The organism is Streptomyces sp. NPDC020917, from assembly GCF_044333795.1.
Lineage (GTDB): Bacteria > Actinomycetota > Actinomycetes > Streptomycetales > Streptomycetaceae > Actinacidiphila.
In genome coordinates this window covers 248,333-272,127 of the sequence record NZ_JBIRRR010000006.1, presented here as the reverse complement: position 1 = coordinate 272,127, position 23,795 = coordinate 248,333, and the positions used below count along the sequence as shown (strand labels likewise).

20 protein-coding genes are annotated in these 23,795 nt (G+C 72.3%); 14 read left to right on the top strand and 6 right to left on the bottom strand.

Annotated elements, in window-relative coordinates; translation table 11 throughout:
- Nucleotides 1–15: 15 nt before the first annotated feature.
- From ACH4TG_RS15880 to ACH4TG_RS15870, 3 genes are read right to left on the bottom strand one after another with little or no spacing between them, the layout of a single operon-like run.
- Nucleotides 16–1,068, bottom strand: coding sequence for an ABC transporter permease (locus tag ACH4TG_RS15880; RefSeq protein WP_398242858.1), 1,053 nt, complete (start codon nucleotides 1,066–1,068; stop codon nucleotides 16–18).
- Between the two features lie 29 nt (nucleotides 1,069–1,097).
- On the bottom strand, nucleotides 1,098–2,633 hold the full coding sequence (locus ACH4TG_RS15875; RefSeq protein ID WP_398242857.1) for a sugar ABC transporter ATP-binding protein: 1,536 nt from the start codon (nucleotides 2,631–2,633) through the stop codon (nucleotides 1,098–1,100).
- Between the two features lie 14 nt (nucleotides 2,634–2,647).
- Nucleotides 2,648–3,724: a sugar ABC transporter substrate-binding protein gene (locus ACH4TG_RS15870; protein WP_398242856.1), complete on the bottom strand. Its 1,077-nt coding sequence runs from the start codon at nucleotides 3,722–3,724 to the stop codon at nucleotides 2,648–2,650.
- 245 nt (nucleotides 3,725–3,969) lie between these two features.
- Between ACH4TG_RS15870 and ACH4TG_RS15865 the strand changes: the two genes are divergently transcribed.
- Genes ACH4TG_RS15865 through ACH4TG_RS15855 form a run of 3 tightly spaced genes read left to right on the top strand, consistent with a single transcriptional unit; the run spans nucleotide 3,970 to nucleotide 6,204 of the window.
- The gene (locus tag ACH4TG_RS15865) at nucleotides 3,970–5,169 is read left to right on the top strand and encodes a mandelate racemase/muconate lactonizing enzyme family protein (protein WP_398242855.1); all 1,200 of its coding nucleotides are present in this window, start codon (nucleotides 3,970–3,972) and stop codon (nucleotides 5,167–5,169) included.
- Nucleotides 5,166–5,912 carry an SDR family NAD(P)-dependent oxidoreductase gene (locus ACH4TG_RS15860; protein WP_398242854.1) on the top strand — a complete coding sequence of 249 codons (747 nt, stop codon included), beginning with the start codon at nucleotides 5,166–5,168 and terminating at the stop codon, nucleotides 5,910–5,912. Before ACH4TG_RS15865 ends, ACH4TG_RS15860 begins: the two co-directional genes overlap by 4 nt.
- Nucleotides 5,913–5,925: 13 nt before the next feature.
- Nucleotides 5,926–6,204, top strand: coding sequence for a muconolactone Delta-isomerase (locus ACH4TG_RS15855; RefSeq protein ID WP_398242853.1), 279 nt, complete (start codon nucleotides 5,926–5,928; stop codon nucleotides 6,202–6,204).
- Between the two features lie 59 nt (nucleotides 6,205–6,263).
- Here the strand turns inward: ACH4TG_RS15855 and ACH4TG_RS15850 are convergent, their stop codons facing one another.
- Nucleotides 6,264–6,578 (bottom strand): L-rhamnose mutarotase, encoded by a 315-nt coding sequence (locus tag ACH4TG_RS15850; protein WP_398242852.1) that lies wholly within the window; start codon nucleotides 6,576–6,578, stop codon nucleotides 6,264–6,266.
- A 150-nt stretch (nucleotides 6,579–6,728) separates the two neighbouring features.
- Here ACH4TG_RS15850 and ACH4TG_RS15845 point away from each other — a divergent pair, with 150 nt between their 5' ends.
- The 7 genes from ACH4TG_RS15845 (at nucleotide 6,729) to ACH4TG_RS15815 (ending at nucleotide 16,367) form a co-directional block, all read left to right on the top strand.
- Entirely contained in the window at nucleotides 6,729–7,559 is an 831-nt protein-coding gene (locus ACH4TG_RS15845) for a sugar phosphate isomerase/epimerase family protein (protein ID WP_398242851.1), read from the top strand.
- On the top strand, nucleotides 7,556–8,668 hold the full coding sequence (locus ACH4TG_RS15840; RefSeq protein ID WP_398242850.1) for a LacI family DNA-binding transcriptional regulator: 1,113 nt from the start codon (nucleotides 7,556–7,558) through the stop codon (nucleotides 8,666–8,668). The genes ACH4TG_RS15845 and ACH4TG_RS15840 overlap by 4 nt, the downstream gene beginning before the upstream one ends.
- A 2-nt stretch (nucleotides 8,669–8,670) precedes the next feature.
- Nucleotides 8,671–9,651 (top strand): thiamine pyrophosphate-dependent dehydrogenase E1 component subunit alpha, encoded by a 981-nt coding sequence (locus tag ACH4TG_RS15835; RefSeq protein WP_398242849.1) that lies wholly within the window; start codon nucleotides 8,671–8,673, stop codon nucleotides 9,649–9,651.
- Nucleotides 9,648–10,658, top strand: coding sequence for an alpha-ketoacid dehydrogenase subunit beta (locus ACH4TG_RS15830; protein WP_398242848.1), 1,011 nt, complete (start codon nucleotides 9,648–9,650; stop codon nucleotides 10,656–10,658). Before ACH4TG_RS15835 ends, ACH4TG_RS15830 begins: the two co-directional genes overlap by 4 nt.
- A 131-nt stretch (nucleotides 10,659–10,789) precedes the next feature.
- Complete coding sequence (locus ACH4TG_RS15825) at nucleotides 10,790–13,381, top strand: alpha-L-rhamnosidase C-terminal domain-containing protein (protein WP_398242847.1); 2,592 nt, start codon at nucleotides 10,790–10,792, stop codon at nucleotides 13,379–13,381.
- Between the two features lie 33 nt (nucleotides 13,382–13,414).
- Entirely contained in the window at nucleotides 13,415–14,968 is a 1,554-nt protein-coding gene (locus ACH4TG_RS15820) for a discoidin domain-containing protein (protein ID WP_398242846.1), read from the top strand.
- Between the two features lie 277 nt (nucleotides 14,969–15,245).
- Nucleotides 15,246–16,367: a PQQ-dependent sugar dehydrogenase gene (locus tag ACH4TG_RS15815; RefSeq protein ID WP_398242845.1), complete on the top strand. Its 1,122-nt coding sequence runs from the start codon at nucleotides 15,246–15,248 to the stop codon at nucleotides 16,365–16,367.
- Here ACH4TG_RS15815 and ACH4TG_RS15810 read toward each other — a convergent pair.
- Together ACH4TG_RS15810 and ACH4TG_RS15805 are read right to left on the bottom strand one after the other, a co-directional pair.
- Nucleotides 16,339–17,631, bottom strand: a complete 1,293-nt coding sequence (locus tag ACH4TG_RS15810; protein WP_398242844.1) for an MFS transporter — start codon at nucleotides 17,629–17,631, stop codon at nucleotides 16,339–16,341. The two genes, ACH4TG_RS15815 and ACH4TG_RS15810, sit on opposite strands and share 29 nt — an antisense overlap.
- Nucleotides 17,628–18,233, bottom strand: a complete 606-nt coding sequence (locus ACH4TG_RS15805) for an ArsR/SmtB family transcription factor (RefSeq protein ID WP_398242843.1) — start codon at nucleotides 18,231–18,233, stop codon at nucleotides 17,628–17,630. The genes ACH4TG_RS15810 and ACH4TG_RS15805 overlap by 4 nt, the downstream gene beginning before the upstream one ends.
- Before the next feature lie 217 nt (nucleotides 18,234–18,450).
- Between ACH4TG_RS15805 and ACH4TG_RS15800 the strand changes: the two genes are divergently transcribed.
- The 4 genes from ACH4TG_RS15800 (at nucleotide 18,451) to araD (ending at nucleotide 23,728) form a co-directional block, all read left to right on the top strand.
- Nucleotides 18,451–20,097, top strand: a complete 1,647-nt coding sequence (locus ACH4TG_RS15800) for an alkaline phosphatase family protein (protein WP_398242842.1) — start codon at nucleotides 18,451–18,453, stop codon at nucleotides 20,095–20,097.
- A 315-nt stretch (nucleotides 20,098–20,412) separates the two neighbouring features.
- Nucleotides 20,413–21,039, top strand: coding sequence for a GntR family transcriptional regulator (locus ACH4TG_RS15795; RefSeq protein ID WP_398242841.1), 627 nt, complete (start codon nucleotides 20,413–20,415; stop codon nucleotides 21,037–21,039).
- A 5-nt stretch (nucleotides 21,040–21,044) separates the two neighbouring features.
- Nucleotides 21,045–21,986: a dihydrodipicolinate synthase family protein gene (locus ACH4TG_RS15790; protein WP_398242839.1), complete on the top strand. Its 942-nt coding sequence runs from the start codon at nucleotides 21,045–21,047 to the stop codon at nucleotides 21,984–21,986.
- 11 nt (nucleotides 21,987–21,997) lie between these two features.
- Nucleotides 21,998–23,728 (top strand): L-arabinonate dehydratase, encoded by a 1,731-nt coding sequence (gene araD, locus ACH4TG_RS15785; protein ID WP_398243050.1) that lies wholly within the window; start codon nucleotides 21,998–22,000, stop codon nucleotides 23,726–23,728.
- The last annotated feature ends 67 nt before the right edge of the window (nucleotides 23,729–23,795 follow it).

Sequence of the window (23,795 nt, the reverse complement as noted above, 5' to 3'; positions counted from 1 at the left end):
GCCGATGCCACGTGATCACAGCTTGGCGAACCGCAACCGCAACTGGTCGAAGCTGACCGCGATGATGAGCAGCGTGCCGCTGGCGACCTGCTGGTAGAAGCTGGAGACGCTGAGCAGGGTGAGACCGTTGTTGAGCACGCCGATGATCAGCAGCCCCACGATGGTGCCCTGGATGGTGCCCCGGCCACCGGACAGGCTCGCACCGCCCAGCACGATGGCGGTCACCACGCTCAACTCCAGCCCGGTCGCCGCGTTCGGCGAGGCCGCCGAGAGCTGCGAGTCCAGGATCAGCCCGGACAGCGCGACGCCCAGGCCGCTGGCGACGAAGGCGATGACGATCATCTTGCCGCCGCGGACGCCGACCAGCCGCGCGGCGACCGGGTTGGAGCCGGCGGCGTACAGCGACCGGCCGAAGACGGTGTAGCGCATCACCAGGGCGGCCAGGATCGCGATGCCCAGCAGCAGCAACCCCGGCACCGGGATGTTCAGGAACGGCCGGGCGGTGCCCAGCCCGGAGAAGTTGGCCAGGGTCACCGTGGCGCCGTGCGCCCGCACTTCGGTCAGACCCCGCAGCACGGCGAGCATGCCCAGCGTCGCGATCAGCGCGTTGACCCGCAGCACCGTCACCAGCAGGCCGTTGACCAGGCCGATGAGGATGCCCAGGCCGACCGCGACCAGGACGCCGACGATCAGCGCGTGGTCCTGCGACACCGTGGCCATCATGACGCCGCAGAAGGCCGCGCCGCTGCCCACCGACAGGTCGACCTGACCGGCGACGAGCAGCATGGTGCCCGGGACGGCGATGATGCCGGTGACGGCGATCGCCGTGAGGACGTTGACGATGTTGTCCTTGGTCATGAAGTACGGCGACTTGAACCAGAAGAACGCGATCAGTGCCACGAGGACGACCAGCAGGGCCGCCAATTCGGGAGCCGAGCGGGTGCGCCGGCGAGCGGTCCGCGGACCGTCCACGGCGCCGTCGGAGGGGACGGGGCCGCCCGGGCCGCGGGCGGCGCCGGTTCCACCCGCTTCGGTGGGGAGCTGATTCTTGCCGGTGACGTTGGCCATGGAACCCTCTTCGGAGCTGGTGGTTTCCTTCATCCGCCGGCGGCGTCCGTCAACGCCTCGGTGGTGATCTGGTCGGCTTGCAGTTCGCTGGTCACCCGTCCGCGGATCATGACCACGGCCCGGTCCGCGAGTTGGACGACCTCCTCGTAGTCGCTCGTCGCCACCAGCACCCCGGCGCCGTTGGCCGCCAGCGCGCGGAGCGCCGTGTAGATGTCGGCGCGGGCGCCGACGTCCACCCCGCGGGTGGGCTCCACCAGGACGAGGAGTTCGGAGCCGCGCTCCAGCCAGCGAGCCAAGAGCACCTTCTGCTGGTTGCCGCCGGACAGGGTGGCCAGCAACTGGCCGGCGCCGCCGACCGCCTTGATGTCGAGCATCGTGCTCCAGCGCTCGAACGCCTCCTGCTCGCGCGCCGACCCGATGGTGCCGAAGCGGCTCAGCCGTGGCCAGGACGGCGCGGCCAGGTTCTCGCCGATGGAACGGGTGATCAGCGCCCCCTCCCGCTGCCGGTCCGCGGCGAGGTAGCCGACACCCTGGTCGATGGCCTGCCGGGGTTCCCTCGCCGGCTCGCGGCCCAGCACGTGCACGGACCCGCTGCTCAGCCGGCGGCGTCCGAAGACCGTGTCGGCGACATCGGCGGTGCCGCTGCCGACCTTCCCGTACAGGCAGACGATCTCCCCGGCGCGCACGCTCAGATCCACGTCCCCGTACGCCGGCGGCGAGCCGGCCCGCCGGAACTCCAGTACCGGATCGCCCGGTTCGGCGGCCGCGGCCTCGGGGCGGCGGACCGCTCCGATGTCCCGGCCGACCATGGCGGTGACCAGTTGGGAGCGGCGGAAGCCGGCGGCCGGCCCGGACGCGGAGACCACACCGTCGCGCAGCACGGCCACGTCGTCCGCGATCGCGGCCACCTCGTCCAGGCGATGGGTGATGTAGACGATCGCCACCCCCTGCGCGCGCAGGCGCCGCACGAACCGGAAGAGCCGGTCGACCTCCTCCGCCGACAGGGCGGCGGTGGGCTCGTCGAGCACCAGGCAGGTCGCGTCGTCGGACAGCGCGCGGGCGATCTCGACGATCTGCCGCTCCCCGATCCGCAACGTGCCCACGGGGGCGTCGAGATCGAGGTCGACGCCCATGCTGTCCAGCACCTCGCGGGCCCGGCGGCGCAGCGCCCGCCAGTCGACCAGGCCGCCGCGCCGCCGCGGCCAGTGCCCCAGGCCGATGTTCTCGGCCACCGTGAGGTCGGGGGCGTCGGACAGCTCCTGGAAGATCATGCGGATGCCCCGCCTGCGCGCGCCGAGCGGGTCGAGGGCGGGCACCACGTCGCGCGTGCCGTCAGGGCCGGTGAAGTCGAGCGTGCCCGCGTCCGGCCCGTGCGCCCCGGCGACCACCCGCACGAAGGTGGACTTGCCCGCGCCGTTCTCGCCGAGCAGCGCCAGGACGCGGCCGCCGACGATGTCCACGTCGACGCCGTGCAGGACTTCCGTGCCGCCGAAGGACTTGCGGATGCCCCGGGCCCGCAAGGTGAAGGCCGAAGGCCCGGCCTCCTGGGGCGAAGTGCTGGTCATCGCGGGTCTCCGCTTCAGCAGGAGGGGTGGTAGACGCTGTCGATGTTCGCCGGGTCGATGATCTGGTGCGGCACGAGCAGGTCCTTGGGAACGGTCTGGCCCTTGATCGCCCGGATCAGATAGGGGACGCCGATCTCGCCGTAGCGCTCAGGGAAGTACGCGGTGTCGCCGACCCACTGGGGGTTGGACTTGATGTCGCACCACGACGACGGGTCCGCACCCTGGCCGGAGACGAACAGGTCCTTGGTGCGGCCGGCGGTCTTGGCCGCCGCGAGCGCGCCCTCGATCGCGTCGTCGTTGATCGCGGCGACGACGATCCGGTGCGCGCCGGGAAGCGTGGTCAACACGTCGGCGAAGGTCGTCCGCGCCTGGTCGATGCGGAAGGCGTTCTCGGTCTTCAGGTGCTCGACCGGGCCGCACACCGACTCGAAGCCCTTGCGGTAGCCGCCCATGCGCGCCGTGTTGACGTCCCCGGCGTCGGGCTCCTCCATGGACACGAAGGCGTCGTACTTGCAGTCGAAGTTCTTCTTCATGTACGTGCCCAGCGCCTTGCCGGCGAGCGTGCCGGCGAACTCGTTGTTCGCGCCCATGAAGGACGTCTGGCACGAGCCCTGGGTGATGTCGATCGCGATGACCGGGACCGCGGGCCCCGCCGCGCAGATCGCGTTCGCCGACTTCGCGTCGGACTGGAAGTTGAGGTAGCCCTTGACGCCCTGGACCTTGAAGGTCCGGGCGCAGGCCAGGGCCGTGGCGCCGTCGCCCTTGGAGTCGCAGTAGACGAGGGTCGCGCCGGCCGCCTTCGCCTGCTTCTTGATGCTGTCGCTGACCAGCTTGGAGAACGGCACCGAGTCGTCGAGCGTGATCAGCCCGATCTTCAGGCCCTTCCCGCTGCCGGGCGCCGCCTGCTGGAACTGCACTGCGCCCGACTCGCCGCTCGGCGGGGCCACGGACGCCCCGGAGCCGGGAGTGGCCGGCACCGTCTGCGGCTTGGCGCTGCTGCCTCCCCCCGCTTTGCCGGTGCTGCACGCGGTGGGCAGGACCATCACGGTCGCGCCGGCAAGCACAGTGATCAGAAGTCTCCTGGATCGCATGTGATCCACCTTTCGGCTGACTCGAAGCCCGCAGGACCGAGCGGTGAGGGGCACGCTCCGGAATGGATTCCAGGACTTCCTAACCCCGCGCGGCGCCCATCGTCAAGGTTCTGTTCCAAACGGGCCGGGCTCTTTTCCGTTGTCAGCGCGGCAAACTGGCGATCGTGCGAGCTAGCAGGCACGAATGGTTGACCGCCGCTACGGGAGATGGAACCCTGGCATCGATTCCAGCCTGAGGAGGCCCTATGTCGGATACACCGAAGGTCGCCAAAGCCGTCTCTGGGGGTGTGGCGGAGACCGCGGAGCTGCGACCGCCCGGGACGGGCGGTCCCGGGCCGCGCATCGGGTGGATCGAGGTCGTCCCCGTGCGCGCCCCGCTGGCGGGCGACTTCCGCGGCAGCTACTACCACATGACCCACCGGGCGACCCTGGTCGTTCGCGTCCACACCGACGCCGGCGTCATCGGCGAGGCCTACGTCGGCGACGAGGACGCGACGGCCCACGAGATCCGCGCCGTCCTGCTGAACGAGATCGCGCCGCGGGTGATCGGCATGGAGGTGCTGGAGACCGAGAAGTGCTGGCAGGCCGGCTACCCCGCCACGTTCGACATCCTGCGCGACCGCCGCATCGGGCTGGTGGCCCTCGCGGGCCTGGACACCGCGGTGTGGGACGCCGTCGGCAAGTTCCTCGGCCAGCCCCTGTGGCGGCTGTGGGGCGGAGCCCGCAACCGGGTCCCGATGACGGCGATAGGCGGCTACTACGGGGAGCCGCTGGGGCCGATCGAGGAGGAGATCGCCTACTACCGCGAGGTACTCGGGCTGGCCGGGATGAAGTTCAAGGTCGGCGGCCGGTCACCGGAGGTCGACGCGCAGCGGGTCCGGGCGGCCCGCGCCGCGGCCGGCCCCGACTTCGTGCTGTGCATCGACGCCAACCAGGGCTACAGCGTGCCGGACGCCATCGACCTGGCCCGGCGCCTGGAGGACCAGGACATCCGCTGGTTCGAGGAACCGGCCATCTGGCAGAACGACCGCCGCGCCCTGCGCGACGTCCGCTACCTGGGCGGGATACCGGTCTGCGCCGGGCAGAGCGAGCTGTCGGCCAGCGGATGCCGCGACCTGATGGAGACCGGGTCGGTGGACGTGTGCAACTTCGACGCCTCGTGGTCCGGCGGCCCCACGGCGTGGCGCCGCGTGGCCGCGATCGCCTCCAGCTATGACGTGCAGATGGGACATCACGAAGAACCGCAGGTCAGCGCCCATCTCCTGGCCAGCGTTCCGCACGGCACCTACGCGGAGTGCTTCCATCCCAGCCGCGACCCCTTCTGGTGGAACCTGGTGACCAACCGGGGCGACCTCGACGGCGGCGAGATCGTCCTCACCGACCGCCCCGGTCTCGGCTGGGAGCTGGACTGGGACTACATCCAAGCGCACAGGATCGACACGTGACCTCGCCACTGGACGACGGACTGCGCGGCGCGCGGGTGCTGGTCACCGGTGCGGCCGGCGGCATCGGCGCGGCCACGGCGGCCGCCTTCGCCGCCGCGGGCGCGCGCGTGGCGGCCGCCGACCTGCCCGGCCGGCAGGTCCCCGACGGGATGGCGGCCGTGCTGGAAGCGGACCTGGGCGACCCGTCCGGGTGCGCCGCGCTGGTGGAGTCCGCGATCGGCCGGCTCGGCGGGCTCGACGTGGTCGCGCATCTGGCGGGGGTGATGCGGCGCCGCGCCGATCTCACGGAGGTCACCGAGGAGGACTGGGACGTGCAGCACGACGTCAACCTCAAGTCCTCGTTCTTCCTGCTGCGCGCGGCGGCCGAGCACATGGCACGACAGGGGAGCGGCGGCCGGCTGATCGCCGCCGCCTCCCAGGGCTGGTGGAGCGGCGGTTACGGCGGCTCCGCCGTCTACGCGGCCACCAAGGGCGGTCTCGTCTCGCTCTGCCGCGGCCTGGCCCGCACCTACGGCCCGGCCGGCATCACCGTGAACACGGTCGCGCCGGGCGCGATCGACACCCCGATGCTGACCACCGACCTCGCCCCCGGCGCGCTGGAGGACATCGTCGCGGCGACCCCGCTGGGCCGGGTGGGCACGCCCCAGGAGGTGGCCTCCGCGGTGCTGTTCCTCGCCTCGTCCCGGGCCTCCTTCGTCACCGCCGCGACGCTGAACGTCAGCGGCGGCTGGCTGGCGTACTGAGGAGGCGGGCGGCATGGAGTTCCTGGTGACCATCCGTCAGGACTGGGCCGCGCTGCGCGACCTGCCCGACCTCGGCGCACTGGTCGACGGCGAGCGCCGGGTCGGCCGTGAGCTGATCGAGGAGGGCGTCATCGTACGGATCTGGCGGATACCGGGGCAGCGCGCCAACGTCGGCGTCTGGTCGGCCCGCGACGCCACCGACCTGGCCGCCCAGCTCGACCGGCTGCCGCTGCGCCGCTGGCTGGACGCCGACGTCCACGCCCTGGCGGAGCACGAACTGGAGCGGCCATGACCCCCGGCCGGGCCCCGTCGGGCCGAGGACCGGACCGGGGGCCGTCGCACCGGGCCCGGTCAGTCCATGTGCCACACCTCGGCGGCCTCGATCAGCCCGCCGTCGGCTCCCATGCGCTCGGCCAGGACGTCCTCGAACCACGCCGACCAGCGCGCGTTCACCTCGGTGGCGCCGACCTTGCCGAACGCCGTCGCCGCGTCCGGCTCGCACTCGGCGTAGGCGATCACCGTGGTGCCGCGGCGGAACAGGCTGTAGTTGCGCACGCCCGCCTCCCGAAGCGCCGTTAGCAGTTCCGGCCAGATCTCGTCGTGGCGCCGCTGGTACTCCTCCTCGCGGCCCGCGATCACCGTCATGAGAAAACAGACGCGCTGCACTGCGGCTCCTCCCGGTCGGCCCGGTCGGAACGACGCCTTGCGTTCGGCCGGATGCTCCGGCACTGTACTGGAACGGATTCCAGCCCGGGAAGCGGCAGCGGCGCCGGTGCGGAGTCCGATCCCAGCCCGAATCCGAGCGGAGACAACCTGATGCGCCTGTCATGCGCTGACTACACCTGGCCCCTGCTGCCCCACGGCAGCTCACTGGACCTGGTCCGGGCCCTCGGTTGCGAGGCGGTGGACATCGGCTTCATGACGGGGCGTTCGCACGTCCGTCCCGAGACGGCACACGGAGCGATCGACATGACCGCGGGCGCGGTCCGGGAGCGGGTGGAGTCCCGCGGCCTGGCCGTCGCCGACGTGTTCGCGATCCCCGCCGACGACTTCGAGAGCCTGGCGGTGAACCACCCCGATCCCGGGCGGCAGGCACACGCGATGGAGTTCTTCACCGACGCGGTGGACTTCGCCCGCGCCGTCGGCGCACCCGGCCTGACCACCCTGCCCGGCGTGGTCTTCGGCCAGGAGCCCTTCGAGCAGGCGCTGGAGCGCTCGGCGGCGGGACTGCGGCGGCGCGTGGAACTCGCCGGCGCCGCAGGGCTCACGCTGTCCGTCGAACCGCACACCGGCTCGCTCATCGACACCCCCGCCGCGACCATGCGGTTGCTGGAGGCCGTCCCCGGACTCTCGCTCACCCTGGACTACGCGCACTACATCTACGGCGGCATGCCCCAGGAGGCGGTCGACCCGCTGGTCGCCCACGCCCGGCACCTGCAGTGCCGGTCCGGCCGGCCCGGGCACCTCCAGACGCGCGTCGCCGAGGACGCCATCGACTGGGCCCGGGTGGTGGCCGCACTCGGCGAGGACTACGGCGGCTACCTCGCGCTGGAGTACGTCTGGCAGGAGTGGCTGGACTGCAACACGGTCGACACGGTCGCCGAGTCCGCGCTGCTGCGCGACGTCCTCCTGGCGGGTGCCCGATGAGCACGAACCCGGAGCACAGCCGCAGGACCCCCGGGAAGGGCGCCCCCTCCGAGCCCGCGTCGCGGCCGCCGACCGCGCTCTCCGACCGGGCGGGCATGCGCCAGGTCGCCGATCGCGCGGGCGTGGCGATGTCGTCGGTCTCCCGCGTGCTGTCGGGCCACCCCGACGTCAGCGCCGCGATGCGCAGCCGGGTGATGGCCGCCGTCGAGGAACTGGGCTACGAGCCCAACATGCTCGCGCAGATGCTGCGCAAGGGCGCCACGCAGACCATCGGGTTCGTCGTCGGCGACATCTCCAACCCCCTGCTGGCGCAGATCGCCCTGGGCGCGGAGGTGGCGCTGCGCGCCGCCGGCTACGCGATGCTGCTGACGAACTCGGTCAACGACCCGAACCTCGACGCCACCCACATCCGGCTGCTGCAGCAGCGCCGGGTCGACGGCCTGCTGCTGTCGGTGTCGGACGAGACCAACGCGCAGACCATCGAGGCGCTGAGCGCCGCCCCGACACCCAGCGTGCTGATCGACCGCGATCTGCGCACCCCCACCGCCGAGAGCGCCGTGCTGTCCGATCACGCCGCCGGGATCACGCAGGCCGTGGAGCACCTGGTCGGCCTGGGCCATCGGCGGATCGCGCTGATCGCCGGATCTCCCCACGTGCGTCCGACCCGTGAGCGGATCAACGCGCTCGAAGAGGCGATCGAGGCACACCCCGACGTGCACGCCCAGGTGCGGCCCGGCGCGTTCACCGAAGGGCACGGCAGCGCGGCGACCCGGGAACTGCTCGACGGCCGGCGCCCGCCGACCGCGATCATCGCCGGCGGCAACCAGATCCTGGTCGGCGTGCTGGGCGAACTCGCGGTCCGCGGCGTCCGGATCCCCGCCGACATCTCCCTGATCACCTGCGACGACGTACCGCTCGCCAAGTTCTTCACCCCCACGCTGGCGATGATCAGCCGCGACCCGTACGAGATGGGCTCGGAGGCCGCACGGCTGCTCCTCGCCCGCTTCGGCGGCGCCGACCCCGGCTTCACCACACTGCCCACCAGCTTCATCGGAGGGCGCAGTTGCGCCGCTCCGTCCCGCACCGCACCACCAGCGCTGGGAGAGTGACCGTGACCACCGCAACGACCGACTCTGTGACCGTCGAGCAGTTGCTCGGCATGCAGCGTCGGATGCACGAAATCCGGTTCTTCGAGGACATCACCAAGGACTGGTTCAGCCGTTCCCTCGTGCGCGGCAGCACGCACCTGGGCCAAGGACAGGAAGCGGTGTCCGTCGGTGTCGCCTCCGCGCTGCGCGCGGGCGACACCACGACCTGCACCTACCGCGGGCACGCCACCGTCCTCGCCCAGGGCGCCCCCCTGGACCGCGCCTTCGCCGAGATCCTCGGCAAGGAGCAGGGACTGTGCCGCGGCAAGGGCGGATCCATGCACCTGACGGACCTGAGCGTGGGAGCGCTCGGCTCGTTCGCGATCGTCGGCGCGCACCTGCCGGTCAGCACCGGCGCCGCGTGGGCGGCGCAACTCCTGGGCACCGGAGCGGTGAGCGCCACGTTCTTCGGCGACGGCGCCGCCAACATCGGCACGTTCCACGAGGCGATGAACCTCGCCGGGGTGTGGAAGCTGCCGGTGCTCTTCGTCCTGGAGAACAACCTGTACGGCGAGTACTCGCCGATCGCCACCACGACCGCGAACACCCGCCTCTCCGACCGGGCGGCCGGCTACGGCATGCCCGGCGTGCGGGTCGACGGCAACGATGTCGTGGCGGTCCTCGACGCCGCGGCGCACGCGGCCGAGCGGGCGCGGGCCGGCGAGGGGCCCACGCTGATGGAGGCCATGACCTACCGCCAGTCGGGACACTCCCGGTCCGACCCGGCCACCTACCGGCCGGCGGGCGAGCTGGACGCGTGGCTCGCCCGGGACCCCCTGCTGGTGTGCGCGGGCCGGCTGCGCGAACTCGGTGCCGCGGACGCGGAGATCGACGCCGTCCGCGAGGAGGCCGAGAAGACCGTGCACGAGGCCGCCGAGCGGGCCCTCAGCTGGAGCGAACCCGCTGCCGACAGCCGCTTCGACGACGTGTGGGAGAACCGATGACCACGGACACCGTGACCCCCGGCATGGTCCGGATCAACTACCGCAAGGTCATCGCGCGAGCGCTGGCGGACGAGCTCGCCGCCGACCCCACGGTCGTCTTCCTCGGCGAGGACGTCGGCGTGGCGGGCGGCGCGTTCAAGGCCACCGAAGGGCTCAAGGCCCGCTTCGGCGACCGGGTGCGGGACACCCCGATCTCCGAGCAGGCCATCATCGGCACCGCGGTCGGTGCCGCGCTGATGGGCCTGCGCCCGGTCGCCGAGATCATGTTCGCCGACTTCGCCGGCGTGTGCTTCGACCAGATCGTCAACACCCTCGCCAAGTACCGTTACACCACGGGCGGTCAGGCCAGGGTCCCGGTCACCGTCCGGATGTCCAACGGGGCGGGGTCGGGCTTCGGCCCGCAGCACTCCCAGGCCGCCGAGAACTGGTTCCTCAACGTCCCCGGGCTGAAGATCGCCGTCCCCGGCACCGTGGAGGACCTCTACGGGCTGCTCAGGTCGGCGATCCGGGACAACGATCCGGTGCTGGTCTTCGAGCACAAGAACCTCTTCGCGCTCAAGGGGCAGGTGCCCGCGGAGCCCGACGACGCGTACCTGGTCCCGCTCGGCGTCGCCGACGTCGTGCGCCCCGGGGACGACGTCACCGTGGTCGCCACCCAGCAGATGCGCCACCGGGCGGTGGAGGCCGCCGGCCTGCTGGCCGCGCACGGCATCTCGGCCGAGGTCATCGACCCGCGCACGCTCGTGCCCTTCGACATGGAGACCGTACGCGCCTCCGTGGCCAGGACCTCCCGGCTCCTCGTCGTCCAGGAGGGGCCGCCGGACGGCGGATGGGGCGCCACCCTCGTCGCGCGGATCGCCGCGGAGCACTTCGAACTCCTCGACGCCGCGCCGGTCCTGCTCGCCTGCGACCCGACGCCCGTACCGTACGCGGGCCCGCTGGAGGACGCCTGGCTCCCCGACGCCCAGCGCATCGCCGACACCGCGGAGCGGCTCGTCGACTACTGAGCCCCCGGCCGCCGGGGAGCCCCCATCCATCACCGGATACAGGCGTATGCCGCGGTCCACGTGGCGCACGCCTGGTTCCGTACGCCTTCCGAGCCGTCGGTCCCACCCGGACCCCTACCTCTGGAGCTTCCATGGAGAACGACGAAGGGCACGGCTTCACCAGACGCGGCTTCCTCGGCGCGGCCGCCGGAGCGTCGGCAGGATCAGCGCTCCTCACCGGGATGACGGCGGCGCCGGCCGCCGCGGCGGCCCCGGCAGCCGCCCCGTCGCCGATCGCCGAACCCTACCCACCGGTGAACGGCGGCGCGTTCACCGGACCGCGGGTCAAGGAGTCCGACGACCCGCTCGTGGACTACCGCTGGCCGGACCCGAAGGCCGACGACGGCCTCCAGATCTACCGGCTGCGCCCGGCGGCGGCAGTGGCCGATCCGCCGCAGTCCTTCGGGAACCTCGCCTCCGTCACCACGTCCCGGTGCGACGTCACCGTGAACGGCGTCGGCTCGCTCCGCGTCGACTTCGGCGTGGAGAGCCCGGCCTGGCTGGAGTTCGACAGCCCGGACTTCTCCGGCACGGTCGAGATGAGCATCAGCGAGTACAACAGGCCGGGGAAGGTCAATCCGGGGCCCGCGCACCCGGACAAGACGCTGACCCCGCAGGCTTACGGGAACACCTTCCGTCTGGAGCTGAACTCGGACCTCTACGAGGGGGTCCGGTTCGGCTGGATCCACGTGCGGACCTTCGACCGGCCCTGGCACATCACCGCCGTACGCGCGGTGTGCCAGGCCAAGCCCACCAACTACAACGGCCGCTTCGCCTGCAGCGATCCCCAGCTCACCCGGATCTGGTACGCCGGGGCCTACGGGGTGCGGGTGGGATTCCAGCGCGACTACATGGGCGCGATCCTCATGGACCGCGGCGACCGCTTCGGCTGGTCCGGCGACTGCAACCCCATCCAGGCCGCGGCCCTGGTCGCCTTCGGCGACACGGACTTCGTCAAGGCCAATCTGGCCAGGACCGCCGACGACAACCAGGGCATCGAGTCGTACGCGCTCTACTGGGTGCTGAGCCTCCTGGAGTACTACCGGCACACCGGCGACACCGAGACCCTCCGGTCCTGCATCGACAACATCCGGGGCAAGCTCGATCACGCCGAGACGCTCTACGCCGCCCCGCAGAGCACGTTCTTCGGGTGGGACGAGCGCCTCGGCGCCGGATTCGAGGCGCCCGACCGCCCCGAGACCGCGAGCATCTACCGCAGCATGTACCTGCAGTGCTGCCGCGAATTCGCCGACGCGATGGACGGCATCGGCCGCTCCGACATCGCCGCCGCCTACCGGTCGACGGCCGACGGGCATGACGCCCGACTGCACGCCGAACCGGACTGGTTCAAGCAGTTGGGTGTCCATGCCCGCGCGCACGCCGTCAACGCGCAGAGCGTGCACGACGCGGAGCGGCAGGGCGTCATCGCCGGCGAGTTCGACGACCGGCTCAACCGGCTGTCGTTCTCGACCTTCAACCAGTACCCGATCCTCCAGGCCATGACGGCCCTCGACCGCTGCGACGACGCGATCGTCACGGCGCGCGACAACTGGGGCGGCCAACTCGACTACGGAGGCACCACGTTCTTCGAGGTGTTCCGGCCCGACTGGCTGACCTTCCTTGAGCACAACGACCCGGTGCCCAACAGCCAGTCCGGCTGGACCAGCCTGTCGCACCCCTGGGGCGGCGGCGTCACCGCCTGGCTGTCCCACGACATCCTCGGCATCACCCCCAGCTCGCCCGGGTACGACACCGTGGATGTCTTCCCGCGCCTCGGGCGCACCCTCAGCTGGGTCTCCGGTACCGTGCCCACCCGGCACGGGGACGTCTCGGTCGCGTACGACGGCGACTCGGGGCACGGCTCGCTCCGGATCCCCGCCGGCTCCCGCGGACGCTTCGGCATCCCCGCCGACGGACGCGCCGTCAAGGTCGTCCGGATCGGCAAGAAGGTCGTCTGGGACGGGCAGTTCAGGCCGGTCCCGGGGATCGGCGGCGCGTCGGAGGCCGGTGGCTCCGTCGTGCTCACCGACATCGCTCCCGGCACGTACGCACTGGACGTCGTCCATCAGGGCAAGCGCCAGGAGGCGTACCGGCCCGCACCGCTCTCCTACCCGATGCGCTTCACCGGGCGTGACGTGACGACGGCCGGAGACTGGGGCGGCGTCTACGGCAGCGACGGCCACGTGCTGTTCAACTACGACGGCATGGGCGGCGACCGGCGGGCCCTGCCGGACTACGTCGAGTCCGTCACCCCGTGGCGCACCGGCTGGAGCGGCTGCCTGAACGCCGTGTGGGAGTCCTCCACCGGCGACCGCCGGGCGCCGGCCGCCGACGCGGGCAACGGCACGGCGCGCAGCGCCGCCTGCATCTACACCACGACGCCCAACCCCGGCGGCATGACGATGCCGATCGACATCGAGGTGACGCCGGGCAGCTCGTACCAACTCGCGCTGTACTTCGTCGACTGGGACTCCACCGCCCGCCGGCTCGCCGTGGAGGTGTTCGACCTCGCCACCCGCAAGCTGGTGGCGCCGGAACAGCTCGTGGACGACTTCCACGGCGGCGTGTGGCTCGTGTACGACTGCGACCGCTCGGTACGGGTGCGGGTGGCGCACGTCCTGGGCGCCAACGCCGTCCTCAGCGGTGTGTTCTTCGACCCTGCCGGTTCCGCCTCGACCCGGTGACGCCCGCCCGATCACCCACGGAAGGCTGATGCCATGAACCCCCTACCCCCTGGCCTGTCGCGACGCGGCTTCCTGGGCTCCGCAGCCGGTGCGGGAGCCGCTGTCGTACTCGGCTCCGCACCGCATGCGTCGGCGTCGGCGTCTGCGTCCGCGCAGACGCCGTGGCTGCCGTCCTACCTGGACGGCCGTCCCGTCGCGACGCTGCGGCTCGACGCCCTGGACGCCGGCCCGGTGCTGCGGCACGGGGACGGCCCGGACCACTGCGACGTCTACGGTGCCCGCGACATCTGGGTCTACCAGGACCGCGGCACGCTCTACATGAACTACGACGGCGCGGGCGACCAGGGCTGGCTCGCGTGCCTCGCGACGAGCAGGAACGGCACCGACTGGACGAAGCGGGGGCCCGTGCTGCAACTCGGGGCACCCGGCTCGGACGATGGCGGTTCGGCCAGCTACGGCGTCACCTACGAGGCCGCGCCCGGCGACTGGCACATGTTCTACCTCGGCACCCCGAACACCACGCCGCCGCCCGACCGGATCCCCGCCTTCCCGTACCTGACCCTGAAAGCGCACGGCCCCGGGCCCGCCGGCCCCTGGACCAAGCAGCCGGACGTCGTGCCGTTCCGCCCGCAGCCCGGCACGTACTACTCGACCACCGCGAGCCCTGGCCACATCATCCGCCACCGGGGTGAGTACCTGCAGTTCTTCAGCGCCTCGACGCAGAACGCGGCCGGCACGCAGCGGACCATCGGCATCGCCCGCACCCGCGATCTGAACGGCCCCTGGCAGGTCGATCCCCAGCCCATCGTCCCGCTGGACGAGCAGATCGAGAACACCTCGCTCTACTACGAACCCGCGAACGAGACGTGGTTCCTGTTCACCGACCACATCGCGCTCGACGCCTTCGGCGAGTACACCGACGCGGTCTGGGTCTACTGGACCCGCGATCCCGACCACTGGGATCCGCAGGACAAGGCGGTGGTGCTCGACCGGACGAACTGCGCATGGTCGCCGTACGTCATGGGGCTGCCCTCGGTCGTCCCGCTCGGCGGCCGCCTCGCCGTCTTCTACGACGGCCGGCCGGCCCCCGACATCTCGCACATGGGCCGCGACGTCGGCCTCGCCTGGCTCGACCTGCCCCTGCGCCCGCCGCGGGGACCGTCGGGACCGGACCTCGCCCGGGGCGCGCGGGTCACCGCCTCCTCGACGTACCCCGGTTACAGCCCGGACCGGGTCGTGGACGGGCGGACCTCGACGCAGCTGGGCGGCGACTTCAGCTGGGCGAACGCCGAGGGCGCCGCCCTGCCGCAGTGGCTCGAACTGGAGCTGCGCGCACCGCGGACGGCGGGCCGCGTCGACCTCTACACCACCAGCGGCTACGAGCTGCGCGACTACCGCGTCCAGGTCTGGGACGGCCGCGGCTGGGCGGACCTCGCAGCCGTCGCCGGCAACACCTCCGCCTACCGGGTGCACACCTTCGCCCCCACGCGGATCGACCGGCTCCGGGTGCTGGCCGAGCGCGGTCCGGACCGCCAGCCCGGCTACGCCCGGGTCAACGAGATCGGCGTCTACCCGCCGGGCGACTGAGAGCCGCTGCGTCCCGTCTCCCGCTCCCCGGCCCTGACGAGTCCTGAGGGGTCCTCACCGAATGCCCGGGTAGCCCGACCGGCTACCCGGGCACCCCGCCAGTCCCCCCGACCGCGGCTGCCCCGCCCACCGGCCGCCCCACCGGTGACGCACTGCCGTTCGCCTGCCCGCGTCCCGACGAGCACCGGCAAAGGCCTCGCAACCCGTAGCCCGTCCGACCTAGCCTGCACACAGCCGAGTCGACGACATGGGTTCACCGTAGGAGCAAGGAGACAACATGAGGAATCGCCACCTGCCGGGCGCTCTCACTGCCGGCGCCGTGCTCGCACTCGCCGTGACGGGCTGTTCCTCCGACCCGTCGCCGTCTCCCGCGGCATCGGGCAAGCCGACGACCCGCGCGGCGCCGAAGGTGCCGTCCCTCGCCCCCGCCGGCACGCCCCGCGACGTCGCGGTCGAACTCGGCACCCCCTGGTCGCTCGTGTTCGTCCACGGCACGCCCCTGCTCAGCGAACGCGACACCGGGCGCATCCTCGAACTGGACCGCGCCGGAACCCCGCGCGTCGTGGGCACGATCGCGGCCGTGGTGCACGAGGGCGAGGCCGGGGTGCTCGGCCTGGCGGTCGACCGGCAGAACCGCCTCTACGTGTACTCCACCGGGCCGCGCGGGAACCGCATCGAGCGGTACGAACTGACCGGCGCGGCCGGTTCGCTGGCGCTGGGTCCGCACCGCACCCTCCTCGACGGCCTGCCGTCCGCCGACCACCACGACGGGGGACGCATCGCCTTCGGCCCGGACGGGATGCTCTACGCGGGAGTCGGCGACGCCGGGAACACCGGCAACGCCCAGAACCTGAAGTCGCTTTCGGGGAAGATCCTGCGGATGACCCCGGACGGCGCCGTGCCCGCCGACAACCCGTTCCCCGGCTCGCTCGTCTACAGCTACGGCCACCGCAACGTCCAGGGCATGGCCTGGGGCAAGGACGGGACGATGTACGCCACCGAGTTCGGCCAGGACACCTGGGACGAGCTGAACGTCATCAAGCCCGGCGGCAACTACGGCTGGCCCACCGTGGAGGGCACCGTCCACGGCCGCGGCACCTTCGTCGACCCCGTCCAGCAGTGGCACCCCGAGGAGGCCAGCCCCAGCGATCTCCTGGCCGTCGACCGGACGTTGTTCATCGCCAACCTCCGCGGCGAGGTGCTGCGCGCCGTCCCCATGGCCGACCTGGCGGCGTCCACCGACTACTACAAAGGCGCCTTCGGGCGCATCCGGGCGCTCGCCGTCGGTCCGGACGGCAAGCTGTGGTTCGCCACGAACAACACCGACGGGCGGGGCAGGCCCGGCCAGCACGACGACCGCGTCCTGCGCGTCACGCTGGCGCCGACTGGCGGGCGTTGACGGCCGCGGGCGCCTCGTCCAGGGTGCGGATGCGCACCACGGGTGAGAAGACCAGCCACAGCACCGACAGCGCGCCGCCGCCGGCGGCCAGCAGGAGGGTCGGGCGCAGTCCCATCGTGGTGGCGAGCACGCCGCCGACGGCCGCGCCGATCGGCCGCACCCCGTAGTTGACGCTGCTGTACGCGCCGGCGACCCGGCTGCGTATCCCGTCGTGGATGACCGTCGTCTGCAGCGAGTTGAGGTTGATGTCGAACAGCATCACCCCGACTCCGGCCAGGAACTCCGCCAGGGCCAGCGCCCCGCCGCGCACCCACAGCGGCCCGTCCGCGAGGGCCGCGATGGCCAGGGGCGCCGGGAACAGCACCGCGCCCACCGCGATGCTCGGCCCCACGCCCCACCAGCGTGACATCCGGGGCGCGATCACCGCGCCCAGCAGCGACCCGGTCGCGCCCACGCCGAGCGCGAGGCCGATGCCGCCGGCCGTCAGGTGCAGCACGCGGGTGGCGAACAGGACCGTCAGGCCGGCGCCGGAGATGAACGTGAAGAAGTTGACGGTGGCGGCGCACCCGAGGGTGGCCCGCAGGATCGGGTGGCGGACCACGTAGGCCATGCCCGCACGGGCCCGGTGCAGCATCGAGGGCTGCGCCGCGGGGGGCGGCGGTTCCTCGGTGCGGATGCGCCCGACCAGGAAGGCGGAGGCGAGGAACGTGGCCGCGTCCGCGACGACGGCGACGGGGGCGCTCAGCGCCTGCACCAGCGCCCCGCCGATCGCGGGCCCCGCCACGTAGGAGGCCGAACGGCTGGTGCTGAGCTTGCTGTTGGCGTCCACATAGGACGTCCGCGGCACCAGATGGGCGAAGAAGGCCGAGTAGGAGGTGTTGAACAGGACCGCCGCGGTCCCGGTGAGCAGGGCGATCACGTAGAGCTGACCCAGGGTCACCGCTCCGGCCAGGTACGCAACGGGCAGGCTCAGCAGCACCAGCGCGCGGGCCAGGTCCGCGGCGACCATCAGCCGGCGTTTGCGGGGGCGCTGGTCCACCCAGGCGCCGAGCACGATCGCCGCCAGGTTCGGCGTCCACATCAGCGCCGTAAGCCAGGCCACCTGGTCGGCGGAGGCGTGCAGCGTCGTCACGGCGATCAGCGGCAGCGCCAGCTCGGTGATCCGGTCACCGAACTGGGAGACCGTCTGCGCCGACCAGAAGCGGAGGAACCGCCGGTCCTGCCAGAGAGAGGGCGGTATCGCGGGCGGCGTCACATCGCTCACTTGGCGCCGCCCTCGGGTCCGGCCTGCTCCGGCAGGACATAGCGCAGCAGCCGCACCCGGCGGCCGTCGGACGGCCGGTCGGCCGCCTCGCGGGTCACGTACGGCGCCAGCACCCGCTCGATCTCGGCTTCGACAGAGGCGAGTTCGTCGGGGCTGAGCACCACCCGGGTGTTGGACAGGCCGGCCAGCCGGCGCCAGACCGGTTCGAGTCCCGGCTCGACGTCGGCCACCCAGCGGGCCGGTGCCTCAGCCGCCTGAAGGAACATCTGCTCGGACAGCAGCCGGGCCGCCGACGTGCCCTCGACGTCGCCGGGATCCTCCGGGACCTCGAAGCGGAAGCCGCGGGCCACCGCCTCCCAGCGCCGGGACCGGCGGTCGGGTCCGGGCTCGCTGTCCCGCACCAGGCCGAAGCTCTGCAGATGGCGCAGGTGCCAGCTGATGTTCGACGGCGACGCGTCGATGTCCCGGGCGAGTTCCGTGGCGCTCGCCGGCCCGTCGCGGCGCAGCAGGTCGAGGATCGACAGCCGCGCCGGATGCGACAGCGCGCGCATCGCCTTGGGGTCGGTGATCGTGAGGTCGCCCAGCAGATTGTCTGCATCCATAACGTGAAAGTATCCTTTCACGATTCTCGGAGTCAATGCCCCGCCCCTGGCCCGGTGGGACCCGGCGTGCCCGGTGCCGGCGGCCGGCCGCCGCCCTCGACCGTCTACACGACTGTAGGCATTCATCGGCGAACAGCCTGCCGGCCGCGTCCCGTTCACCTGCCGCCCTTCTCACCTCACGGCAACCGCACCGGATTCCTCCTACTCGTGGAGAACCATGAACAAGGCAACACGACTTGCCACGGCCATCGCCGTCCTCGGGCTGGCCGCGGCAGCCGTCCCGACCGCGTCCGCCAGCAGCGGGCCCCGGCAGCACGTGCCGGCCCGGCACGTCCTCCTGCTGTCGGTCGACGGGCTGCACCAGTCGGACCTCGCCTGGTACGTCGCCCGGCACCCGGACTCGGCTCTCGCCCGGCTGGTGGGGAACGGCACCGAGTACAGCCATGCGCGGACCACCGTGCCCTCGGACTCCTTCCCCGGCATGATCGGCCAGCTGACCGGAGGAAACCCCGGGACCACCGGCGTCTACTACGACGACACCTGGAGCACGGCGCTGCTTCCCGCGGGAACGACCGACTGCGCGAAGGCCACGCCGGGCGCCGAGGTCGACCTGACCGAGGACCTCGACAGGAACAAGGACTCCCTGGACGCGGGACAGGGCCTGGCCGGGCTCCCCGGCAGCATCCTGAACCTGACCGGCGACGCCCGGGCGCTCATCGACCCGTCGAAGCTGCCGGTCGACCCCACGACCTGCAAGCCCGTCCAGCCGTACGGGTACCTGCGGGTGAACACCGTCTTCGAGGCGGCGCGCCAGGCCGGCCTGCGCACCGCATGGTCGGACAAGCACGCCGCCTACGACATCCTCGACGGGCCGTCGGGCACCGGGATCCAGGACCTGTTCGCCCCGGAGATCAACAGCCAGGCGATCGGCTACCCGGCCGGCGAGGACTGGACGAGCGACAACGCCGCGACCCAGCAGTACGACTCCTACAAGGTCACGGCCGTCCTCCACGAGATCGATGGCTTCGACCACAGCGGCACGCACCAGGTCGGCACGCCCGCGGTCTTCGGCATGAACTTCCAGTCCGTCTCCACCGCCCAGAAGCTGCCCGCCTCCGACGGCCTCAAGGGCGGATACACCGCCGAGGGCGCGCCGGGGCCGCTGCTGGCCAGGAGCCTGGACTACGTCAACACCCAGGTCGGCGCGCTCACTTCGGAGATCCGCAAGCAGCACCTGGACGGCAGCACGACGGTCATCCTGTCCGCCAAGCACGGCCAGTCGCCGACCGACCCGGCCGCGCTGACCCGGATCGACGACGGACCCCTCCTCGACGGCCTCAACGCCGCCTGGAAGTCCGCGCACCCGGGCGCCGGCGACCTGGTGGTGCACTCCGTGGACGACGACGCCATGCTGCTGTGGCTCAGCGACCGCTCCCAGGCCGCCGCGGACTTCGCCCGCAGCTACCTGCTGCGCCAGTCCGGCACCGGCAACGACATCAAGGGCGCCCCCAAGCCCTTCACCGCCTCCGGCCTGAGCAGGGTCTACGCCGGAGCGGACGCCGCCCGCTACTTCGGCGCGAAGCCCGGGGACTCCCGGGTCCCCGACCTCTTCGGCATCACCGACTACGGCGTCGTCTACACCGGCAAGCAGAGCAAGATCGCCGAGCACGGCGGAGCGCTCGCCGACGACCGCGACGTGCCCCTGGTCGTCTCCGGGGCCGGCACGGGGCACGGCAAGCACGTGGCCGCGCCCGTCGAGACCACCCAGATCGCGCCCACCATCCTGAGCCTTCTGGGCCTGGACCCCGACGCCCTGCAGGCGGTCCGGATCGACCACACCCGGGTGCTGCCCGCATCCCGCTGACCGCCACCCGGTCGACTCCCGTGCCACCGGCCCGCACCGCGGCATCCTCCGGGGTGCCGTGGTGCGGGCCGTCTGCGCCGCGCGCCCTGCCTGACCGCCTCATATATGACGGCCTTGCAGGCATGGGCGATCAGCGGCCCGATCACCGGCCCCGGCCTGCCTGACGACAGCCGGGGAAGTTCGCGTACGCACCCTTGACTGGGTGAGAGCCCAGGACCTAGCGTCAACCGCGCCTCATATATGAGATCTGATGCGTCATGGAGCCGGTACGTGTCTGAAGCCCTTGCTACGCCTGGTCGCGCCCGTGTGGGGGCGATGCCGTCCCGCACCGAGGCGGTGCTGGACGCGATCAAGCACTCCATCCTGATCGGGGAGCTGAAGCCCGGTCAGGCGCTCGTCGAAGCCGAACTCGCCGAGGGGCTGGGCGTCTCCAAGACACCGGTCCGCGAGGCACTCAAGACCCTGGCCGGCTCGGGGCTGGTCACCATGAGCCGCTACAAGGGCGCGGCCGTCCGCGAGGTCGACCGCCAACTCGCCCGCAGCGTCTACGACATGAGACTGCTCCTCGAACCCGTCGCCGCCGGCCGCACCACGGCCTTCGCGCGCGGCGACTGGGACGCGGCGGCCGAGGCGCTCGACCGGGCCGACCAGGCCGAGGACATGGCCGACCGGTCGCTGGCCAACCGGGCCTTCCACCGGGCCCTGTACGCGGGATGCGGCAACCCGCTGCTGGTCGAGGCGCTCGACGAACTGCGCGACCAGACCGCGCTGGTCTCCAGCGCCGCCTGGTCCGTGCGGGCGTCCTGGGAGGAGGAGGCCCGGGAGCACCGGGCGATTCTCGCCGCCGCCCGGGCGGGCGACGCGGACCTGGTCCGCAACCTGATGCGCCGGCACATCAGCGCGTTCGTCGCATGCAACTTCCCCGAAAACGAAGCGGAGTAGGCGACATGTCCTTAACGACGCCGGAGGCGAACGGTCCGACCCAGCTGCGAGCCCGACTCCAGACCGTGGTCGCCATCCCCGTGACGCCCTTCCACGCCGGTGGGGTGGAGGCGGACTGGGACACCCACGCCGCCCTCATCGGCAGGCTCGTCGAGCACGGCGTCGAGGTGATCACCCCCAACGGCAACACCGGGGAGTTCTACACGCTGTCCACGGCCGAGATGCGGCGTGCGGTGGAGTCGTCCGTCGCGGCCGCCGCGGGGCGGGCGGAGGTGATGGCCGGCGTCGGCCTCGACACCGCGAGCGCGATCGCGCTCGCCCGGCACGCCCGCGAGCGCGGAGCCGGATCGGTGATGGTCCACCAGCCGCCCCACCCGTACCGGTCGGCCGAGGGATGGATCGCCTACCACCGGGCGATCGCGGCCGCGGTTCCGGAACTCGGCGTGGTCCTCTACATCCGCGATCCGGCCATCACGGGCGCGCACATCGCCGCCCTCGCCGACGCCTGCCCGAACGTCGTGGGCGTGAAGTACGCGGTGCCCGACCCCGTGCGCTTCGCGTCCGTCGCCCGGGACGCCGGCCTGGAGCGGTTCGTCTGGATCGCCGGGCTGGCCGAGCTGTCCGCCCCCGCCTACTGGACCGCCGGAGCCGCCGGCTTCACGTCCGGTCTGGTCAACGTCGCGCCGCGGCTGTCGATGGCGCTGCTGCAGGCGCTGCGGGGCGGAAAGTACGACCAGGCCATGGGCGTGTGGGAGCAGGCCCGGGTCTTCGAGGAACTGCGGGCGGCCGACGCGTCGGCCGACAACGTCAGCGTGGTCAAGGAGGCGCTGCACCAGCTCGGGCTGTCCGACCGGGCGGTGCGCCCGCCGTCCCGGCTGCTCCCGGAGACCGCCCGCGAGCGGGTCGCGGTGCTCCTCGACCAGTGGCGGACGGAGGGCCTGCTGTGACCACCGACGCCATGCCCCCGCTGCGCAGCGCCGCCTGGTTCGGCGAGGGCCCCACCGGCGGCAAGCTGCGGGCCTTCAGCCACCGTTCGCGGATGCGGCAGCTGGGCTACCTGCCCGAGGAGCACCTGGGCAAGCCGGTCATCGCCGTCCTCAACACCTGGTCCGACGTCAATCCCTGCCACATGCATCTGCGGGAGCGCGCCCAGGCCGTCAAACGCGGCGTGTGGCAGGCGGGCGGGTTCCCCCTGGAGTTCCCGGTCGCCACGCTGTCCGAGACGTTCCAGAAGCCCACCCCCATGCTCTACCGCAACCTGCTGGCGATGGAGACCGAGGAACTGCTGCGGTCCTACCCGGTCGACGGCGCGGTGCTGATGGGAGGCTGCGACAAGACGATCCCCGCGCTGCTGATGGGCGCGACCAGCGCCGACCTGCCGTGCCTCGTGGTACCGGCAGGGCCCATGCTGCGCGGGCACTACCGGGGCAGGACGCTGGGCAGCGGCACCGACCTGTGGGCCTACTGGGACGAGCACCGCGCGGGCCGCCTCGGCGAGTGCGAACTCGCCGAAGTGGAGGGCGGGCTGGCCCGCTCCGCCGGCCACTGCATGACGATGGGCACGGCGTCCACCATGACCGCTGCGGCCGAGGCGCTGGGCATGGCCCTGCCGGGATCGTCGTCCATACCCGCCGTCGACTCCGCCCACCACCGCATGGCGTCCGCCGCGGGATCGCGCGCGGTCGCCCTCGTCCGCGAGCAGCTGACCCCGACCAAGGTGCTGTCCCGCGAGGCGTTCGAGGACGCCGCGGCGACCGCCCTGGCACTCGGCGGCTCCACCAACGCCCTGATCCACCTGATCGCCCTGGCCGGACGCGCCGGAGTCCCCTTCAGCCTCGAGGACTTCGACACCATCGGCTCGCGGGTCCCCGTCCTCGCCGACATCCGCCCGGTCGGAACCCGCCTGATGGAGGACTTCCACTACGCGGGCGGGCTGCCCGCGATGCTCGCCCAGCTCGCCCGCGTACCCGGCGCCCTCCACCCCGACCGCCCCACCGTGGCGGGCTGCTCCTTCGGCGGCTACTACGAGGGAGCCGAGGTCCACGAACCCGGCGTCATCCGCACCCCGGACACCGCGATCGCCGACGAGGGCGGGGTCGCGGTCCTCCACGGCAACCTGGCGCCCGGGGGAGCGGTGATCAAACACCTCGCCGCGGACCCGAAACTGCTGACCCACACGGGTCCCGCGGTCGTCTTCGACTCCTACCAGGACCTGCAGCAGCGCATCGACGACCCCGCGGTCGCCGTCACCGCGGACAGCGTCCTGGTCCTGCGGGGGACCGGTCCGCTGGGCGGCCCCGGCATGCCCGAGTACGGCATGCTGCCCATCCCCGCGTACCTCCTGGAGCGCGGTGTCACCGACATGGTGCGCATCTCCGACGCCCGGATGAGCGGCACCAGTTACGGCACCTGCGTGCTGCACGTGGCACCGGAGGCGCACGTCGGCGGGCCGCTCGCCCTCGTGCGCGACGGCGACCTGATCACCCTCGACGTCCCGGCCCGGCGCCTGCACCTGGAGGTCGACGATGCCGAACTCGCACGCCGCCGCGCCGCCTGGGAGCCGCCGGAGCCGCGCTACGAGCGGGGATACGGCGCCCTGTACAGCGCACATGTCGCACAGGCCGACCAGGGCTGCGACTTCGACTTCCTGGCTCGACCCGGCCGCAACCCCGCACCCGACCCGCAGTAGTGCCCGCGCAGGTGACGGAGAACCCTCCTCGCACCGCCCCCTGTTCACCGCCTATGGACGAAGGGCC

Excerpts from the sequence above, each read along its gene's own strand:
- ACH4TG_RS15880 (WP_398242858.1), bottom strand. The coding sequence starts at position 1,068 with ATGGCCAACGTCACCGGCAAGAATCAGCTCCCCACCGAAGCGGGTGGA.
- ACH4TG_RS15875 (WP_398242857.1), bottom strand. The coding sequence starts at position 2,633 with ATGACCAGCACTTCGCCCCAGGAGGCCGGGCCTTCGGCCTTCACCTTG.
- ACH4TG_RS15870 (WP_398242856.1), bottom strand. The coding sequence starts at position 3,724 with ATGCGATCCAGGAGACTTCTGATCACTGTGCTTGCCGGCGCGACCGTG.
- ACH4TG_RS15865 (WP_398242855.1), top strand. The coding sequence starts at position 3,970 with ATGTCGGATACACCGAAGGTCGCCAAAGCCGTCTCTGGGGGTGTGGCG.
- ACH4TG_RS15855 (WP_398242853.1), top strand. The coding sequence starts at position 5,926 with ATGGAGTTCCTGGTGACCATCCGTCAGGACTGGGCCGCGCTGCGCGAC.
- ACH4TG_RS15845 (WP_398242851.1), top strand. The coding sequence starts at position 6,729 with ATGCGCCTGTCATGCGCTGACTACACCTGGCCCCTGCTGCCCCACGGC.
- ACH4TG_RS15840 (WP_398242850.1), top strand. The coding sequence starts at position 7,556 with ATGAGCACGAACCCGGAGCACAGCCGCAGGACCCCCGGGAAGGGCGCC.
- ACH4TG_RS15830 (WP_398242848.1), top strand. The coding sequence starts at position 9,648 with ATGACCACGGACACCGTGACCCCCGGCATGGTCCGGATCAACTACCGC.
- ACH4TG_RS15825 (WP_398242847.1), top strand. The coding sequence starts at position 10,790 with ATGGAGAACGACGAAGGGCACGGCTTCACCAGACGCGGCTTCCTCGGC.
- ACH4TG_RS15820 (WP_398242846.1), top strand. The coding sequence starts at position 13,415 with ATGAACCCCCTACCCCCTGGCCTGTCGCGACGCGGCTTCCTGGGCTCC.
- ACH4TG_RS15815 (WP_398242845.1), top strand. The coding sequence starts at position 15,246 with ATGAGGAATCGCCACCTGCCGGGCGCTCTCACTGCCGGCGCCGTGCTC.
- ACH4TG_RS15805 (WP_398242843.1), bottom strand. The coding sequence starts at position 18,233 with ATGGATGCAGACAATCTGCTGGGCGACCTCACGATCACCGACCCCAAG.
- ACH4TG_RS15800 (WP_398242842.1), top strand. The coding sequence starts at position 18,451 with ATGAACAAGGCAACACGACTTGCCACGGCCATCGCCGTCCTCGGGCTG.
- ACH4TG_RS15795 (WP_398242841.1), top strand. The coding sequence starts at position 20,413 with ATGCCGTCCCGCACCGAGGCGGTGCTGGACGCGATCAAGCACTCCATC.
- ACH4TG_RS15790 (WP_398242839.1), top strand. The coding sequence starts at position 21,045 with ATGTCCTTAACGACGCCGGAGGCGAACGGTCCGACCCAGCTGCGAGCC.
- araD (WP_398243050.1), top strand. The coding sequence starts at position 21,998 with ATGCCCCCGCTGCGCAGCGCCGCCTGGTTCGGCGAGGGCCCCACCGGC.